General features: G+C 59.3%; 18 protein-coding genes. 7 read left to right on the plus strand and 11 right to left on the minus strand.

From position 1 onward, the window contains the following. Window positions 1–65 precede the first annotated feature (65 nt). Together U9R81_RS02245 and U9R81_RS02250 are read left to right on the plus strand one after the other, a co-directional pair. Window positions 66–671: a hypothetical protein gene (locus U9R81_RS02245; RefSeq protein WP_322493908.1), complete on the plus strand. Its 606-nt coding sequence runs from the start codon at window positions 66–68 to the stop codon at window positions 669–671. Further along, on the plus strand, window positions 668–1,111 hold the full coding sequence (locus tag U9R81_RS02250) for a hypothetical protein (protein WP_322493909.1): 444 nt from the start codon (window positions 668–670) through the stop codon (window positions 1,109–1,111). Before U9R81_RS02245 ends, U9R81_RS02250 begins: the two co-directional genes overlap by 4 nt. A gap of 453 nt (window positions 1,112–1,564) precedes the next feature. Here U9R81_RS02250 and U9R81_RS02255 read toward each other — a convergent pair whose 3' ends face one another. From U9R81_RS02255 to U9R81_RS02265, 3 genes are all read right to left on the minus strand, one after another. Continuing rightward, a complete protein-coding gene (locus tag U9R81_RS02255) occupies window positions 1,565–1,774 on the minus strand; it encodes a hypothetical protein (protein WP_322493910.1) in 210 nt (69 codons plus the stop codon). Next, window positions 1,752–2,123, minus strand: coding sequence for a hypothetical protein (locus U9R81_RS02260; protein ID WP_322493911.1), 372 nt, complete (start codon window positions 2,121–2,123; stop codon window positions 1,752–1,754). The genes U9R81_RS02255 and U9R81_RS02260 overlap by 23 nt, the downstream gene beginning before the upstream one ends. A gap of 72 nt (window positions 2,124–2,195) precedes the next feature. Then, on the minus strand, window positions 2,196–4,283 hold the full coding sequence (locus U9R81_RS02265; protein ID WP_322493912.1) for a carboxypeptidase-like regulatory domain-containing protein: 2,088 nt from the start codon (window positions 4,281–4,283) through the stop codon (window positions 2,196–2,198). Between the two features lie 624 nt (window positions 4,284–4,907). Between U9R81_RS02265 and U9R81_RS02270 the strand changes: the two genes are divergently transcribed. The 5 genes from U9R81_RS02270 (at window position 4,908) to U9R81_RS02290 (ending at window position 10,175) form a co-directional block, all read left to right on the plus strand. Continuing rightward, window positions 4,908–6,002, plus strand: coding sequence for a site-2 protease family protein (locus U9R81_RS02270; RefSeq protein ID WP_322493913.1), 1,095 nt, complete (start codon window positions 4,908–4,910; stop codon window positions 6,000–6,002). Window positions 6,003–6,342: 340 nt separating this feature from the next. Continuing rightward, window positions 6,343–7,206: a fumarylacetoacetate hydrolase family protein gene (locus U9R81_RS02275; RefSeq protein ID WP_322493914.1), complete on the plus strand. Its 864-nt coding sequence runs from the start codon at window positions 6,343–6,345 to the stop codon at window positions 7,204–7,206. Between the two features lie 106 nt (window positions 7,207–7,312). Continuing rightward, window positions 7,313–8,554 (plus strand): beta-ketoacyl-ACP synthase II, encoded by a 1,242-nt coding sequence (gene fabF, locus U9R81_RS02280; RefSeq protein WP_322493915.1) that lies wholly within the window; start codon window positions 7,313–7,315, stop codon window positions 8,552–8,554. A gap of 5 nt (window positions 8,555–8,559) precedes the next feature. After that, entirely contained in the window at window positions 8,560–9,246 is a 687-nt protein-coding gene (gene rnc / locus U9R81_RS02285; protein ID WP_322493916.1) for a ribonuclease III, read from the plus strand. Window positions 9,247–9,308: 62 nt separating this feature from the next. Next, entirely contained in the window at window positions 9,309–10,175 is an 867-nt protein-coding gene (locus U9R81_RS02290; RefSeq protein WP_322493917.1) for an SDR family oxidoreductase, read from the plus strand. On the opposite strand, the gene U9R81_RS02295 is transcribed toward U9R81_RS02290, so the two are convergent. From U9R81_RS02295 to U9R81_RS02330, 8 genes are all read right to left on the minus strand, one after another. After that, the gene (locus U9R81_RS02295) at window positions 10,172–11,680 is read right to left on the minus strand and encodes a hypothetical protein (protein ID WP_322493918.1); all 1,509 of its coding nucleotides are present in this window, start codon (window positions 11,678–11,680) and stop codon (window positions 10,172–10,174) included. The two genes, U9R81_RS02290 and U9R81_RS02295, sit on opposite strands and share 4 nt — an antisense overlap. A gap of 81 nt (window positions 11,681–11,761) precedes the next feature. Next, complete coding sequence (locus U9R81_RS02300) at window positions 11,762–12,802, minus strand: zinc-dependent alcohol dehydrogenase family protein (protein WP_322493919.1); 1,041 nt, start codon at window positions 12,800–12,802, stop codon at window positions 11,762–11,764. A gap of 77 nt (window positions 12,803–12,879) precedes the next feature. Further along, entirely contained in the window at window positions 12,880–13,032 is a 153-nt protein-coding gene (locus U9R81_RS02305; protein ID WP_322493920.1) for a hypothetical protein, read from the minus strand. Next, the gene (locus U9R81_RS02310; RefSeq protein ID WP_322493921.1) at window positions 13,026–13,373 is read right to left on the minus strand and encodes a hypothetical protein; all 348 of its coding nucleotides are present in this window, start codon (window positions 13,371–13,373) and stop codon (window positions 13,026–13,028) included. The genes U9R81_RS02305 and U9R81_RS02310 overlap by 7 nt, the downstream gene beginning before the upstream one ends. Before the next feature lie 88 nt (window positions 13,374–13,461). Beyond that, the gene (locus tag U9R81_RS02315; protein ID WP_322493922.1) at window positions 13,462–13,692 is read right to left on the minus strand and encodes a hypothetical protein; all 231 of its coding nucleotides are present in this window, start codon (window positions 13,690–13,692) and stop codon (window positions 13,462–13,464) included. Between the two features lie 101 nt (window positions 13,693–13,793). Then, window positions 13,794–14,828 (minus strand): SIS domain-containing protein, encoded by a 1,035-nt coding sequence (locus U9R81_RS02320; RefSeq protein ID WP_322493923.1) that lies wholly within the window; start codon window positions 14,826–14,828, stop codon window positions 13,794–13,796. Further along, window positions 14,825–14,992: a hypothetical protein gene (locus U9R81_RS02325; protein WP_322493924.1), complete on the minus strand. Its 168-nt coding sequence runs from the start codon at window positions 14,990–14,992 to the stop codon at window positions 14,825–14,827. The genes U9R81_RS02320 and U9R81_RS02325 overlap by 4 nt, the downstream gene beginning before the upstream one ends. Window positions 14,993–15,571: 579 nt before the next feature. Next, the gene (locus tag U9R81_RS02330; protein WP_322493925.1) at window positions 15,572–16,588 is read right to left on the minus strand and encodes a SpoIID/LytB domain-containing protein; all 1,017 of its coding nucleotides are present in this window, start codon (window positions 16,586–16,588) and stop codon (window positions 15,572–15,574) included. Between the last annotated feature and the right edge of the window lie 288 nt (window positions 16,589–16,876).

Genomic DNA, 16,876 nt, shown 5'->3' on the forward strand with positions numbered 1-16,876 from the left:
GGTGTAACAGTCCAGTCGTTGATGGTTAAGCAGTTACCACAGAAGTTAAGAAACGGATTATTGAGATGCTTCAAAACAAAGACCAGATGCGGAAAGCCATTGAGGAGTATGTAGGTTCGCTGGAACGCCGGAAGGAAGAGCTAGAAACCCTACTCTCTCCAATATCGGAGCAGATTTCGCAACTGCAGGAGAAGCAGAAAAGGCTTGCTACTGTCTATGTTGACGGGGCTTTGTCTCACGAAGATTATAAGCGGCAAATCAACGAATTGAAGGAACAGGAGCTTGCCGTCCGCAGGCGTTACGAACATTACTGGCCGGAGATGGAAAACCTCACAAAGCTGGAACAAAATATCGCAGTAGTGAAGGAAGCAGTTGAGGAAGAACTGTTTGATGTCCGCTACCAACCGGATGAGAATACCGTTACGGAGAATATTGCTTTTGTAAAGGTTCACGATGAAAAACATTTAACGGTCGGGTTCCCACAGAGAGTAGTAACCTGGGAAGAACTGCTTGACAGGTTACAAGTTAAGTTGTGGGTGTATCCAGACCGTTTAGAGGTTCGGGGAATTGTCCCGATTGAAGATATAGCGAATCCTAAATGCTGTTGGTTGTTGAGCGTCGCTCCCAAGGCGGCCAGTTGTGTGATCAGCCGGTTAAGCAACGCATCGTGATCGGCGAAATCGGCAGTGAGTTGGCGCACAATGGTCGCCGGATCGCTGCCGGCGGCAATCTCGTGCCGCCGGATGAGCGGGAGTGCCGCGAGATTGAGCCGTTGCGCCTGCCGCTCAAACAGCTTACGCAGCCGCTCGATCTGGGCCGGTTTGGCCGCCGGTTCGTCAGGCGGCGCGACCATCACAAACTGCGTGTCGCCGGGTTGGTACAGCGTACCGGCCAGCTCTTCGCGCAGCAAGAGCGCCAACCAGCGCAAAGTGGCTGCAGTGGCCGGTTGCAAGAGGTGGATGTCGATCAAGACACACGGTACGGTGGGTTGAGCCAACCATTCGGCGAAGGCGAGCAGGTTGGCGGCGCCGGTGTTCGGATCACGGCGCAACGCATCGGCGATGACAGGCATGCTTCCCTCCCCCTCAAGCGAGTGATACGATTCTTTTGAATCGTCACGAAAAGACACAAAAGCGTTGATGGCCTACATGCATAAACGATGATCGTTTACTCGCAAAAAGACCACGAAGATAATTCCACCGGTAGGATAATATAAACAATTATACCTTTCAGAATAACACGTCGCTCGTGATTAAGGACGCAGAGGTGGCTACCGATGCCAAACTCCTCTGCGCCCCTTTGCGCCCTCACCCCCCAACCCCCTCCCCCGCCGCGAGGTGAGAGAAGGGGAGCTGCTGGCTCCCTCCCCCGCTGGGGGAGGGTTGGGGTAGGGGCAACCGATGGCTCCCGCAGAGGAGGAGAGTCAGTTCAAACCCCTCTGCGTCCTTTGCGTTCTCTGCGCCTTGGCGTTTTCAACCTTTGCGCCCTCTGCGTTCCTTCGCGCCTTGGCGTTTTCCCCCCGCTGCGCCTTTGCTCGCTCTGCGCCTTGACGTTGCCCAGCCTCCTATTCAACGATGCGCAGATGGTCGATCTGCCTGAGCGCAGCGCGGTCGCGCGCATCCACCGGCAACCGCGCGCCGGGATAGGTAAACCGGTAGTAGCGCCCGCTAACCGGGCCGATCACCACCAACGCAGTGCGTCCCGTATACTCAACAAAGACCTCGTAACGGGGCCGATTCGCAGTTGAGCGGTCACTTGGCGATCCGCCGCTCATCCCGCTCAATGTCCGGTTCTTGCCGCAGCATGACATCATTGCCTCCTTGGAATGGCATTTCATAGACCACCGGCTTCGGCGCAGTCATCCGTTCGAGAATGATCGCACCGCCAGAAAAGGCTAACCAATACAAACCGGTTTCGATCCACGTCGCACCGTAGTACAACGCCACTGGGAGAGCGCACCACAAGCTCAGGCAATAGAAACAGTCGAGCAATTGACCCCAGAAGCCAACGCCGGCCCACCGCCGCAGCCGCACCAACCCATCCCACGGGCCATCTTCGGCATGCAGCAGATGGGTGATCCGCCAGATGGCGCATACGGCAATGATCAAGGTGATCGGTGACATAGATATCTTCCGGTTGATAGTAATGTCAAGCAGGGTTGGCCGCACCGTCATGGCTAACCCTGCTCGTCAGCATTACGCGACAGTCAGACTGTAAAAACTGAGCTTGTTCGGATGGTAGTCGTAGTTACAGCTCACAATCGTGCGCTTGTAGACCCGCAACTCGATCTGGTAGCAGCACTTTTCAGGGAACGCACAGGCCAGGGGAACGGTCAGACGCAGGCCGCCGCCGCGCCAATGCGGCGCCGTTGCCCCTTGCGCGCGCGCTACGCCATAGTCGGGGCCGGTGAAATCGGCAGCCGGCGCAGTTGGCGGCATTGCGATCGGCGTCAACGTTGCCCCCGGACAGGCGAGCAGATTGACCCGCCCGTTCTTGCCGTAGGTGGCTTCGAGGGTGTAGAAGGCCAGATGGTGATCGACATCATAGGCGATGAAGTCAATCTCCAGCATGCCTTCGTTGCCAATGACAATATTTGCGCATGGATTGGCCTCGACGCCATTGATGCGCACCGCGACCACATCAGCCGCCGGTTCGAGCGCACTCGTGCTGTTATCAATCGCTAGCACGAGATAATTGTCGCGCTCGCTATTGCAGATCGGCAAAATCTGCGGCGCACCGAGTTGCGGATTGGCGGCAGTGCCGGTATTGCGGTAGCCAACCAACCGTACATAGTACACGCCATCGCCAAAGGTGTTGGCCGTCAGCCAAGGCAGCAGCAGATCGCGATTGCTGACCCAGAAGCGGCTCGTACCCCATGTGCCGGGGCCGTTGTTGGCCTCGAAGTATTCGCGAGTAGGCGCCACTAGCCGCCCACCCACTGGCGTAAAGGCAATCGGCACATTGTGAAAGCCGGTAGGGCCGGCGGGCAACGCCGGCCCCCAGAAGGTGCGCGTAAAGTTGCCCACCGCTGCCGCGGGCATTGGCTGCCATGGCCCCGCTGGATTGGTCGCCCATTCAAACTCGTAAAAATCGACTTGGGTTGCGCTGCCAAACAGACCGCCGATCAACACTGTACCGGCGAAGGGGCGATCGCCGTGAATGGCAGCCACACCGGGATTGAGATAGCCTGCCGGCGCAGCCGGCGCGCCGAGATTACCGCCGATTGAACCGGTGAGACTGCCGCACACATTGGCGACCACCACGCAGTTGCCTTCGGGTGGCGGTTGGTCATCAATACAGCACGCCGATTCATTCGCCACCAACGTGACGCTCAGATTGGCCGGAACATTCCAGCGCGTATTGGCAATCGTTTCATCGACAATCACCCGCTCTTCACCCTGACATGCCTGCGTCACCCGAAAGATCAGGTCAGGCGAGCAATCCCACCACGGTTGCCACGGCGCCCATGGCCAAATCCGCAGTTGTTCGAGTTCGGGAATGAGCGGCAACCGCGCCAGCAAGCGTTCGCGCAACTTCGGCAGGGTGGCTGGGTCGAAAGACGGGCTCAGCATCGCGGCAGCACGACCATCGCGAGCCAACAGCGGCGCAAAGACCGCTAACGAAGGGCGGGGATCAGGAATTGGAATGGGGAAATCGACCACTTGCTCGATCACCGGACGCAGACGTTCGAGCAGATCCGGATCAAGTTGCCAGAAGCGCCGTCGCCACCACCACCACGGCCACCAACCGCAACACCAACGGAATGTCAGCGTGAATGAGCCATCGGCGTCAGTGGTAGCGCACCCAACCTGTTGCCGGCTCGACCACCACCACCACCAATCGACATCGAACGCACACACTCGCGCTCCGGGCACGGGCAGACCATTGGCGCAAATTACCCGGCCAGTGACGGTAAACTCCCGGCACCATCGCCGCCACCAGTGCCAATAGTAAGGCGAGATCGCAATCGGCTCTAGCTTGAACTTACCCTCTTGCAACGCACGCACCGATACCGTCCGGCTGATTGTTTGCAGGTATGGCAGCTCATCATCAGCCGCATCAGGCGGGCCAACAATGATCTGCGCCGTGTCCGGCGCATCGCTGAGTTCGACGCGCGCTACACCTCGACCCTGCTTGTCAAAGCGGACGAGACTGGCATACAGCACTTTGCCGGCACTCACCACTGCCACTTTCACCGGCGTTTCTGCAGTGACGCCTTCGATTCCGCTGGCATCAAGCGGGATATCAAAGACGAGGCGACGTATGCGCTTTTGGTCTGACATGGGGAAACCTCCCGGTCTGTGTTGGAACCCACGTATGGGTTCGCCTGATACGATCCTCTCAGCGCACTACACGAGACACGAGGGTAGGTGGCAATTACGAAAAGAATAATTTACAGACACTATTCCATCGATAAAATCGATAGAAATAGTGATTCATTCACGCAATTGCGGGGTGAGACGCAAGACATTCGTGACAGAGGAATCGAATTAATACATCATTCTCACCTTTCACAGATTTATCTTATCGTCAACACACTAACAAACGTGCTGTTGAGTGATTTTTGCAAACCGATTCATTTTGAATATATTTTTAACAATGAGATATTGTGAAAATTTTTACTTAATGACGTGACATTGCATAACTCATTTGTGAATGCCAAGATGTTCGCGCTTGTCACCACTCATGATCGCTCCTCTTCCCATGGCGAGGAGACTCTGCTCTCACGCAATACCGGCGAAGCAGACACACTGGCCATATCATTTCCATATCATTCGGGTAACGTATCTACGCCATGGCCGCCAACGCCCCCATCATTCCCGCCAGCCAGACTTGGCAGGCTATCTGCGCTGCCCACCTGTGGTATGATGAAGCACGGCGTTACCGTTGCAAAGGATACTACTGCTATGTTCGACTTCGACTCCGTTACTGCTCTCCGCATGCTGGCCGCTGAAGTGATGCTTGTGAATACCAGCGAAGAACTGATCAGCAACGATCAGCAAGCAGTGCGCTGCCGCGGCCAACTGTTGCTTGAGGCGCAAGTGGCTCATGATAGAATTGTGGCGCGAGCGCAGGCGCTCGGTTATACCCCGCTGTTTCAACACGATCCAGCCGGCGCCGCTATTCTCTTCATCCCTACCCCACCCAAAGCGCCACCCTCGCGCTTGTGGCTCGCCGTATTGCTCTTCGTGCTGACCATTTTTTCGACCATGGCGGTTGGTGGATTGGAACAAAACGAGAGTACTGGTCAGATCACCGTTAACTGGGGTCACGCACTGAGTTTCAGCGGCTCGCTGCTCGCGATCTTGCTCGCGCATGAATTAGGCCACTTTTTTGTTGCCCGCCGCGAACGGGTAGCAGTGAGCTATCCGTTCTTTATCCCGATGCCCTTCTTCTTGCTCGGTACGATGGGGGCGTTTATCGCGATCAAGGATCTGGTGCCGAACCGGCGGGCACTGCTCGCGATCGGGATTGCCGGGCCGCTGGCCGGGTTGGTGGTGGCGATTCCGGTGCTGATGATCGGCCTGAGTATCTCGGAAGTGAAGCAGGTCGTGCCTATGGAAGGCAGCTTTACTGAAGGCAATTCGCTGCTTTACGCTGCGATCAAAATTCTGATCTTTGGGCGCTTTTTGCCCAGCGGCGGCGAGGATGTTTACCTCCACCCGATGGCGTTGGCTGGCTGGGCCGGCCTGCTGGTCACCGGTCTCAACCTGCTGCCCGCCGGCCAGCTCGATGGCGGCCATATCTTTTTGGCCCTGTTCGGCCCGCGCGCGGCCCGGATCATGAGCATGGTGGTCGCCGTAGCCCTGCTCGGCCTTGGGTTTTTGTGGTCGGGATGGTTTATTTGGGCGGTGATGATTGCCTTGATCGGCCAGCAACGCAGCCCGCTCCGCAACGAAATCTCGCCGCTGACCGGCCCGTGGCGCTGGTTGGCATGGTTGGGCATTGTGACCTTTATTCTGGTCTTTACGCCGGTGCCGCTGACAGTCATGAACCCTTAAGCGGCAAGCGATGGGCTGTCTTCACCCTTGAGCCGCCCGTTCAAGGGCGGACAGAATGCATGAGCGCAGGTTCGATTGATGGCTTTGCGATGCGTCGCTTCGCCCTCACCCCCAGCCCCTCTCCCACTAGCGCGGGAGAGGGGCGTATAGAGCCGGACGTTGAGGCATCGCACAGCGATCAACGGTTGTAATCGACCAACTATTCTGTCTGCCCCTCAAAGCCACCGGCGAGAATAGGAACGATTGCTGTGCTCTCTCCACCCGCTCCGGTCACAATCACCCCGCGCCTGCTGCGGTACAATAGCCCACACAGGATGCAGTGTGCAATGTTGGAGGAGCTATGAAGCTGTTGACCTACCGGTACGAGGGGGTTGAGCGGGTAGGAGCGCTGCGCGGCGACGAGGTGATCGATCTCTCGCCGGTGGCGGCGTCGATGCTGGAGTTGATCGAGGGCGGGCCAGCATTGCTGGCTGAGGCGCGGAAGGTGGTTGAGGCGGCAGCCGGCGGCCCGGCGCTGGCGGCGGTGGAATTGCGCGCCCCAATCCCGCGTCCGCGCAAGAATATCATCTGCCTTGGCATGAATTACGCCGCCCACGCGATCGAGTCGCTGCGCGCGAAGGGCTTGCCTGAAAAGTTGCCCCAGCATCCGGTCTTCTTTAGCAAGATGCCCACCGCCGTCAATCATCCCAACGCGCCGGTGCCGCTGATGGCCGATGTCTCGTCGCAACGCGACTGGGAAGTGGAGCTGGCCGTGGTGATCGGGCGGCGCGGGCGCGATATTCCGGCCAGTGAAGTGTATGATTACATTTTTGGCTATACCATTCTCAACGATGTCAGCGCGCGCGATCTGCAATCGCGCCATCACCAGTTCTTCTACAGCAAGAGCCTCGACGGCAGTGCGCCAATGGGGCCGTGGATCGTCACCGCCGACGAGATTCCCGATCCGCATGCACTCGGCATTCGTCTGCGCCTCAACGGCGAGCTAGTGCAGAACTCGGTAACGCGCGATATGATCTTCGATATTCCCACCTGTATCGCCACCTTCAGCCGCGGCATCACCCTCGAACCGGGTGATATCATTGCCACCGGCACCCCTGCTGGCGTCGGCATGGGAATGATCCCGCAACGGTGGCTACAGGCCGGCGATGTAATGGAAGCCGAAATCGACGGGATCGGCATCTTGCGCAACGAGGTGGTTGCGTAACGAACCGCACAGCAGTACGCTCCATTACCACTATACCGGCGCGACGTGATATAATGCGCGCCGGTGTGATCGTTTTTTTGATAAACATTCGTAACAAGGAGCGGCCATGGATCGACGGGTGGTAGTGACTGGTATGGGGGCGATTAGCCCATTAGGCCTCAGCGTAGCCGAACTTTGGCAAGGGATTGTCACAGCGCGTAGCGGCGTCGGCCCGATCACGCTGTTTGATCCCACCGGTTTTGATACCCGGTTTGCCGCTGAAGTCAAAGGCTTCGATCCAACCAACTATATGGATCGGAAAGAGGCCCGCCGCACCGACCGCTTTGTCCAGTTTGCCGTGGCCGCCACCAAAGAGGCGCTGCGCGACGCCGAATTAGAAATTACCCCCGCCAACCGCAATGAGATCGGCGTCTTTATCGCTAGCGGCATCGGCGGCATTGCAACGCTCTCAGAACAGTTGGATGTGTTGCGCAGCCGCGGGCCGGGCCGCATCAGCCCGTTCCTTATCCCAGCCATGATCACCAACCTCGCCGCCGGGCAAGTCTCGATCGTCACTGGCGCGCGGGGGCCGAGCTACTGCGTCACGTCGGCCTGCGCTAGCTCGGCCCACGCGCTGGGTGAGGCCGCCGAGACGATCCGGCGCGGGTGGGCTAAGGCGATGATTGTTGGCGGCAGCGAGGCCAGCATTACCCCGATCGGGGTGGCTGGCTTTAATGCGATGCGCGCGCTCTCGACCCGTAACGAAGACTATGCCCACGCTTCACGCCCCTTCGACGCCGAACGCGACGGCTTTGTGATGGGCGAAGGTGCGGCGGTGCTCATTCTCGAAGACCTTGACTTTGCCCGCGCTCGCGGTGCGCGTATTCTGGCTGAAGTGGCAGGCTATGGCGCTACCTCCGACGCTTACCATATCTCGAACTTGGCCGAAGACGGCGAGGGAGTGGCCCGCGCTATCCGGCTCGCGCTACAGCGGGGCGGCATTGCTCCCAGCGAAGTCGATTACATCAATGCCCACGCGACCTCAACCCCTGCCGGCGATCCGGTAGAAACCGCCGCGATCAAGCAGGTCTTTGGCGGGCGCGAGCAGTCGCCGCCGGTCAGCGCCAGCAAGTCGCAGTTTGGCCATCTGCTCGGCGCCGCCGGTGCGATCGAGGCGGTAGTGACGGTGCTGGCCATGCAGCACAATCTCTTGCCGGCGACGATCAATTTGCAGCAACCTGACCCGGAGTGCGATCTCGATTATGTACCCAACCAGCCGCGTCCGGCGACGATTAGCGTGGCGCTCAGCAACTCGTTTGGGTTTGGCGGGCACAATGTCTGCCTTGCCTTCCGTAAGTATCACGGATAATCACGATGGCCGACCGGCTAGCCGCCTTCGAACGAGAACTCGGTCTCGCCTTTCGCGATCGTAAGCTGTTGCAGACGGCGCTGACCCACCGTTCGCTCTTCAACGAGCAGCCGCATCTGCTGCGCGAGCTGACCGATAACGAGCGGCTAGAATTCCTCGGCGACTCGGTGCTGCATTTTGTCACGACGACGTGGCTGTTTACCACCTTTCCTGATCAAGACGAAGCCACGCTGACCCATTGGCGGGCGGCGCTGGTCAGCACCAAAGGGCTGGCCGAGTGCGCTGCCCAGCTCAATCTCGGCCAGTATGCCTATCTCTCGCGGGGTGAAGATAATCCGGTTGGGCGGCGGCGTCCGACCTTGCTGGCCGATCTGTTCGAGGCGCTGATCGGCGCGATCTATCTCGATCAGGGGCTGGAAACGGCAATTACGTTTATTGTGCCGTTCTTGCGCGCGCGGATCGATAAAATCCGCCAGAGCGTGACCGACCCAACTACCGCCTTGCAAGAGCTGGTGCAGGCCCGCCATAAGAGTTTGCCTGCCTATCGCCTGATCGAAGCCCGTGGCCCCGAACACCGGCGCGAATATGTGATGGCTGTGCTGGTGGAAGGGCAAGAATATATCGGTATCGGCCCCAGCAAAAAAGAAGCCAAAAAAGCCGCAGCCCAAGCCGCTCTCACCGCATTAACATAATTTGTAGGGACACACGGCCGTGCGTCCCCCGGCGTGCGGCTCTCATTATATAGACTCACTATATGAACCACACCTACCTCATCACTGGCGGCACCGGTTATCTCGGCAGCGCACTGATCCGCCATGCCTGCGCGCGCGGCATCCCGGTGGTCGCCACCTTTCAAAGCCAAACCCCGCCGGCCCAACCCGGCGTGATCTGGCAACCGCTCGATCTGCGCGATCCGGCGGCAGTGACCGCCCTCATCACTACCGTGCGCCCCGCCGCCATCATCCACACCGCCTTCCGCCAATACGAACCAGACCTGATGGCGATCACCGGCAAAGGCCCCGGCTATGTCGCCGCCGCCGCCGCGCAGACCGGCGCGCGCCTGATTCACATGTCGAGCGACGTGATTTTCGATGGCGAAAAGACAGGCGCTTACACCGAAGCCGATCCGCCCAACCCAATCACTGATTATGGCCGGGCCAAGGCGCGGGCCGAAGCGCTGGTACAGGCGATCTATCCGGCAGCCGCGATTGTGCGCACCTCGCTCATCTACGGCTTCGATCCGCTCGACCGTCACAGCGCCTTTGCGCTGGCCGTAGCGCGTGGGGAACGGACGGAGAAACTCTTCTACGACGAGCTGCGCTGCCCCGTGTTCGTTGATGATCTGGCGGCGGCGCTGCTCGATCTGGCGCAGAGTGATTATCGCGGGGTGATCCATCTGGCCGGCGCCGAGACGCTCAGCCGCTACGAGTGGGGCCGGCTGCTGGCCCAAGCGTATGGCCTTGACCCAGACCTCGTTGCCGGCGCGTTCAGCGCCGAAAGCCCCACCCCGCGCCCGCGCAACTGCACGCTCGACATCAGCCGCGCCCTCGCGTTGGGATACCGGCTACGCGGCGCGCGCGAGGTCTTGCGCGCCGTGGGCCGGTTGCCGGCGCTCGATTAAGGAAAGACGGCGACTTCCGCTGGCGGCGCAAACGTCTGTCTATACCGGGTTATCGCTTGCGCCGCCGTTGATGAGGTATTGACGAACAATACACTCATCTCATCAGCAAAGATCTGTTGCCAGTTGGGGTGAAGGGCGAGCAAATTGGCCGTCGGCGAATTACGCTCGATCAAGATAGCATCCGGCGGGGAGTAACGCAAAATGGCTTCCCAATCATTCGCGCCAAAATAGAAGTCGATATATTGTTCGTAAATGTGGTGTGGATAGACCGTTTCGCGCCGGCCATCCATCCCCACCTGCACTGCCGGCCCCAGATGCCAGATCAGAAATTGGCCCCAGCCAAAATCACACATCAACTTCCCGCGAAAATCACTCTCACGTAACAGGATCATGGCGTTGTACGGCATATTCATACCGGCTGCAAAGCGCCACGGGAAGCTGAAAATGCCGCCGGCTATGATCAAGATGGCTAAAACCCATGGCACGACTTGCAGTTGACGCGGGATCATGATGTCGCGTTGCTGCCGCGTGATCTGCTGCCATACCGCTCCTACATGCTCGCCGATAAAGATCGCGAACGCCAACCCCATCAACGGCAAATGCCGCACTGCCACTAGCGGCATCACCGCCACCAGAAAGAACAAACCGATCAAAATCGGACGGCGCGGCGAGTTTGAGAAATGCATGCTCAGCAAAGCGACACCAATAATAGCAAGATAGACCAGACCGAGCGGACTCCGCAACGCGAGTGGTGTCCAATCAACGATTTCAGGTCGATCGCCGGTGGCTGTCTCCAACAGAAAGCGCAACAGATCCCAGCCGTAAGGATTGACCAGCGTAGCTAACGCGCTCAGTGCCACTGGCGGCGCTACCTGAAGCCAACGGCGGCGATTGAGCGCAAGATGGGCGATTGTCCATACCCCAAGCACACCACAACCGGCCAGAAAGCCGCCGTGCAGATTCGCCCACGTCGCCACCACCAACGGCATGAACCACAGGCCGCGATAGTGGCCATCCTCAGCCCGATCAATAATAATGAGGGTAAGCGCAAACAAGAGAAAGGTAAAGATCTGCGGGCGCACCACCGTACTGAATGCAATGGTCGCAGCGAAAACGCCGAGCCAAACGATCACGGTTGGAATGAACGCGATCTTTTTAACGCCGGCTAGCCACCATAGCACAATCGTTAGCGTTAACATGTAGACAATGAGCCTCAGCAGAATTAGCCCTCGCTCGCCGCCGGCTAGCCATGCAACCCCCATCGAGACTTCCATCAACCACTCATGGTTAATCCATGGATGACCTTGGTTTAGATAAGAATAGGGATCAACCTTCGTTATCGTGCCGCTCGCGATGGCATCGAGGCCAAAGCGCAAGTGCCCCCACAGATCGGGATCAGTGTATGACCGTAAACTCACTACAAAGATAATCGACCACACTAAAGCTATGAGCGCCTTGTGCCAGTTTGACCATGATTGCTGCTGCGCGGGTGAATGTTTGTGCATACCTACTCCACTGAAACGAGAGATGTTGCTCTCGTTATTGTACCTAGCGCCTATTACAGCAAGCGCCGCCGTACCTAATGGTTAGCACTCGGTAATAATCGTCACCCCTGACCCGCGAAAACTGTCGAGTTCGACCAGCGCCGCCGGCGCTTCGTCCAGCCGGATCGTGCGCCCAATCAAGCGTTGCGGTTGCACCTTGCCCGACTGGATCAGATCGAGCATAGCGTCGTAGCGATGGGCTTGCATCCCGTGGCTGCCCATGATCACCAGCTCGCGGGCCACGACAATATCCATTGGCAACGGCGGCATGCGTTGCGCGGCCAACAACAGCCCCACTTGCACATGGCGGCCCCGCTTGCGCAAACTAGCGATTGAGTTAGCGCAAGTGGTCGGACTGCCCAGCGCATCGAGCGACAGATGCACCCCACCGCCGCTCAGATCGCGCACCGCGCTTACCACATCAGCTTCGGCCATCGCATCAACCACCGCGGTTGCGCCAACCGCGCGCGCCAGCTCCAGCCGCTCTGGGTTAATGTCGATCCCGATCACCTGCCCGCCTAACGCGCTGGCCAGCATAATCGCCGACAATCCCACTCCGCCGCAGCCATACACTCCCACCCACTCGCCAGCGCTGACCCGGCCCAGATCAACTACGGCGCGAAACGCAGTCGCGAACCGGCAACCGAGACTGGCAGCAGTAGCAAAGCTCATCTCATCCGGCAAGCGCACCAGATTGAGATCGGCGCGGTCGAGCGCCACATATTCGGCGAACGATCCCCAGTGGGTGAATCCCGGCTGAAACTGGTGATCGCACACCTGCTGCTGGCCAGCTTGGCACTGCGGGCAAACGCCGCACGCGCAGACGAACGGTACCGTCACCCGATCGCCAACCCGCCAGCGGGTGACACGCTCGCCAACCGCGACTACTTCGCCGGCCAGCTCGTGCCCTGGCACGTGCGGCAGTCGAATATCGGGGTCGTGCCCCATCCAGCCATGCCAATCGCTACGGCAGAGACCGGTGGCGCGCACCGCCAGCACTACTCCATCGGGAGACGGCGCGGGATCAGGCAGATTGGCAATCCAAGGCATCTGGCCGAAAGCTTCGTAGTAAACGGCGCGCATACGCGACTCCTTGTACAGGTAAACATGCCGAGGTCGCAGCCATGCTATCACACCTCGACCGCCAGCATGCACAGTCACTACGCGCGCACCCAAAACCGTTCACCGTACCATGCTCCCGGCGGCGCGACCCGCTGGGCATAGGCGCGCACGGCAGCATTAATCACCTCACCGGCTTTGATAGTATCCACAGCGCGCCCCAACTGGCTGTGGCTCAGTTCGGCCGCTAGCATAAGCCGCAATCGCAGCCAAGCGCGCATTCATCCGCTCGTCGATCGCGCGCGAGCGGGCGCAACGGCCAGTCGAGCTGGGCCAGCCGCCGCTCAAGTTCGCCATCGCGCGCGACATACGGGAAATCTTCGTACCACATCACTACTGGCCCTGCCAGTTGCGCGGCGATCCGGCAGGTGAGTTGGTGATCGAGATGCTGCCCGACCCCCAAGGGGGCATAGATGACGGCTTGCGGAAACTGGACGCGAAGGTGATGGCATAGCTCGTGAAGAGTCGTCATGAGCGGATCGACCGGATCAGGCGTGCCGAACAGTGTTTCGCGACTGTAGTAAGCTTGCGGCATGCGGTAGATGGCATCGAGCGCGCCGGCCCATAACCATCGGCGCCTAACCTCGCCAACGCTGCCCGCTCTTCAGCCAGCCGGGTTTGCATCACTTCCCGCGGCGACAAGCCCCATTCCGCATGAAAGTGTTGGCCAACAGGCTAAATACCGCATCAACCGGCAGCGCAGCGGTACAGATAGTCACGACCAGCACCGGTTCGTCGGCAGCGACCGCAGCGGCAATCGAGCCGCCGCACGACAGCGCAGCGTCGTCGAGGTGCGGCGAGAGGATGATATGCTGATATGAGCGGTGGAGTTTGCTGAGATGTGAGCAGAGCATGCGTGATCAGACCTTTCGGCGATACGGTCAATCGCTGCCAAATGGGCGCTGTTCCCCAACCCTGCACCGGTGAGACGCACGGATGTTGCCGGTTGTTCCCCTCACTCGGTGCGGGTCACTTTCCGCAACCCGCGCGGCGCTGCCGGATCAATCCCACGCACTAATGCGAGATGATAGCAGAAGAGTTGGGCCGGGACAATCGCGACAATCGGCGCCAGCCAGCCGGGAATGCCTCTAGGCAGGCGAAGATTGAGCGGATGTGCGGCGAGGATCGTCTCGTCATTGCTGAGCGCCAGCAGATCGGCGCCGGCAGCACGCAAACGCCCTAGCAGATCGATCGTGCTCTGGCTGCCGGCATCGCGCGGTGCGATCGCCAACACCGGAAACCCCGGCTCGATCAGCGCAATCGGGCCGTGCTGAAATTCGGCAGTCGAGTAGCGTTCCGCCACTACGTAAGCCATCTCTTTGAGCTTGAGCGACCATTCGAACGCGGTCGCTAACTGAAAGCCCCGCCCCAACACGACACAGTGGCGCATCTCGCGAAAGTGGGCAGCCGCCGCCGCTGCGCCGGCTTCAAGGTGCAACACCGCCGTAAGCGCCGCCGGGAGCTGGTTGAGTTCGGTGAGCCGGTTCTGGTCGTTGGCCAGCGCGACCGCCACCAACGCAAAGGCGGTCAATTGCGCGGTGTAGGTCTTGGTCGCCGCTACCGCCAATTCCGGCCCGGCGGCGATGTCAAAGTGCAGCGCAGCGCGTTGGGTCAGCGGTGAACTGGCATCGTTGGTGATGGCCAGCGTCAATGCGCCCTGCCGCTGCGCTTCGTCGATCACTGCGAGGATGTCGGGCGATGGGCCGGATTGCGAAACGCCGATCACCAGCGCATCGCGGAGTTGGGGCGGTTGCCGGTAGATGGTGAACAGCGACGGCGCGGCCAGCGCCACCGGCAGACCGTTGAGCGCACCGAGCAAGTATTGGCCGTAGATGCTGGCATGTTCCGAGGTGCCGCGTCCGGTGAGATAGACATAGCGAATGTCGCGGGCGCGAATCGTGGCTGCGATGCGGCGCGCTTGGTCAAGGCCATTTTCGAGCAGGCCGGCGATAACGTCCGACTGGGAGCAAATCTCTTGATAGATCGTCATACCGTCGTATCCTGTTCTACGCCGCGCACCGGCAATTGCCCGCGCAACGCCAGCTCGCCCCATAATCCGGCGGCAAGCGCGCGGAGTGCAACCGGCTGGATGCTGTAGGTGCAGAGGTGGGTTGGCGCTTGCGGGTAGGCCAGCAGATCAGTCCCGGCCCTCAAGGGCCGGGCTATGGCTACGAAGCCCGCTGCGCGGGCTGGGGGTGAGGTCGCCCTGTCCTTCCCCCGCCCCTCCCCCGCTGGGGCATATAGCCCCCACCCTTGCCCTCTCCCGCGGTTGCCCCCACTCCCGCCCCTCCTCCGGAGGGGGAGGGGAGTCTGCCTCCTCCCTCAGAGAAGGTGCATATCCCCCGCTGGTGAAAGCGCATACCCGCCAAGCGCCACAACCACCACAACCACCACAATATGAATATCCTTTTTGTGCCATTTGTGTCTTTTTGTGGCCATTCCGCTCCCCTCTCCCGCCGTCAGGGGGAGAGGGGGCAGGGGGTGAGGGCGAACTAGCGCATCGTAACGCCATCAACTACATCTACGCTCATACGTTCTGTCCGCCCTTCAACCCTCACTGGAGTAAGAGTTCACTGTCCTGCTGCGGTCAATCTCTGTTGCCATCCCGGAGGAGTTTGCAATTATCATTCCGCGCCATCGCTTATGACTCAGTGCGTAATACCAAGGGGAGTTGCGTTTTACACGGCCCGTCAACACAGACTGACACCCCGTAGGCAGGCCAACCTAGCTCGCTCAGCCAATAGTCGCCATACACAGACACGACATGCACATCAAACCATAGTGTATACGCTCCTGCACCCTAGTGCGGGATGTTCTCGATGACCAATCCTCCCAGCGGTGATGGATCCCCCAGTAGTGTGCCGCATAGGGTGGCTGAACCGCTACCGGTAAGCAGGCCGTAGCCGGGTTTCTGTCAACGATAGCGAAGGGTATAACTGACGTTTGGGGTACTGCATATCCGCGGCTCCAAACCGGTATTTTGCACTTCACGCTGATCGGGTAACGTTGGCCGCGCCATAAGATCGGTGGCCGTTGATCGGAAGTGCCCCAATCGATCTGCAACGGGTTCCAACGAGCGGCTGGCAGTAGCGGCGTATTCCCTGCCGCTGCGTCACGGAGCTGCACGCCCGTGTAGTAATGAACGATGAGTTGCTCAACGCGCGTCCACGTCACACTCCATGCACCCAAATCACGCTCAAGATGAAAGCTGCGATTGCCACGCACCCAACGTCCGGAGCCACGCTGGCTCATTCCCCGGCCATGGCCATTCAGCGTAACATCAGGATGCGAGCTAATCGGGTCATCAACTGCTTGAAGGTAGGACGGCGCGCCGGAAAGCGTGCGCATGGGAATATCAGCAAAAAACTCGGCGTGGATTGGCAAATCGGTGGCAGCGGTTGTAACATACCAACGGGGTGCTACTGCTGCGCAGACTTTGCGTTGGTAAGGGTGAAGATTGGCGCTAGCGAACGGTTCGGCAGCGTTATCCGGTCGTCCAGCCGGATTCAGACGCTCAAAAGCGTATGGAACAAACACCTGAAATTCGTTGAAATTATTATTGATGCTGCCGCGTTGGATATGCCAATAGGTGTAGGTGCGAGCAGCGATGGCTTGCGCCTGCACGGCCGTTGCATGCATAGCGCTGACCATTGATTCTGCTGACGCCACATCGAGCAAATAATCGGTTTCAATGGGAATAGTGGCGGGATTGGCAGGGTAGGGATAGGATCTCGCGGTAAGGAGCTGCATCCATAAAAGCTGGCTCCAAGTGTACAAAGGTACGATTTTCTTGTAACCGGATCTAACCACAGCGAACCATCAGCCTCAAGCCGATATATTTGTATAGTGATAGTAAGCGGTGGTGTAAAATCCGCAAACGCATTCGGTGTGGTACTAACTGGACTTTTGCAAAATCCAGCGAGACGAGCGCGAGGTGCGTCTTGATTTTGGGCCGACTCCACCCATCTTCTGTGCGCTCGACGACCTAGGCGATGGTTTTCCCCAAGACCGCGCGTGATATCGTGCGACAGGCCTAGC

This window comes from Chloroflexus sp. (assembly GCF_034435895.1).
Classification (GTDB): Bacteria; Chloroflexota; Chloroflexia; order Chloroflexales; family Chloroflexaceae; genus Chloroflexus.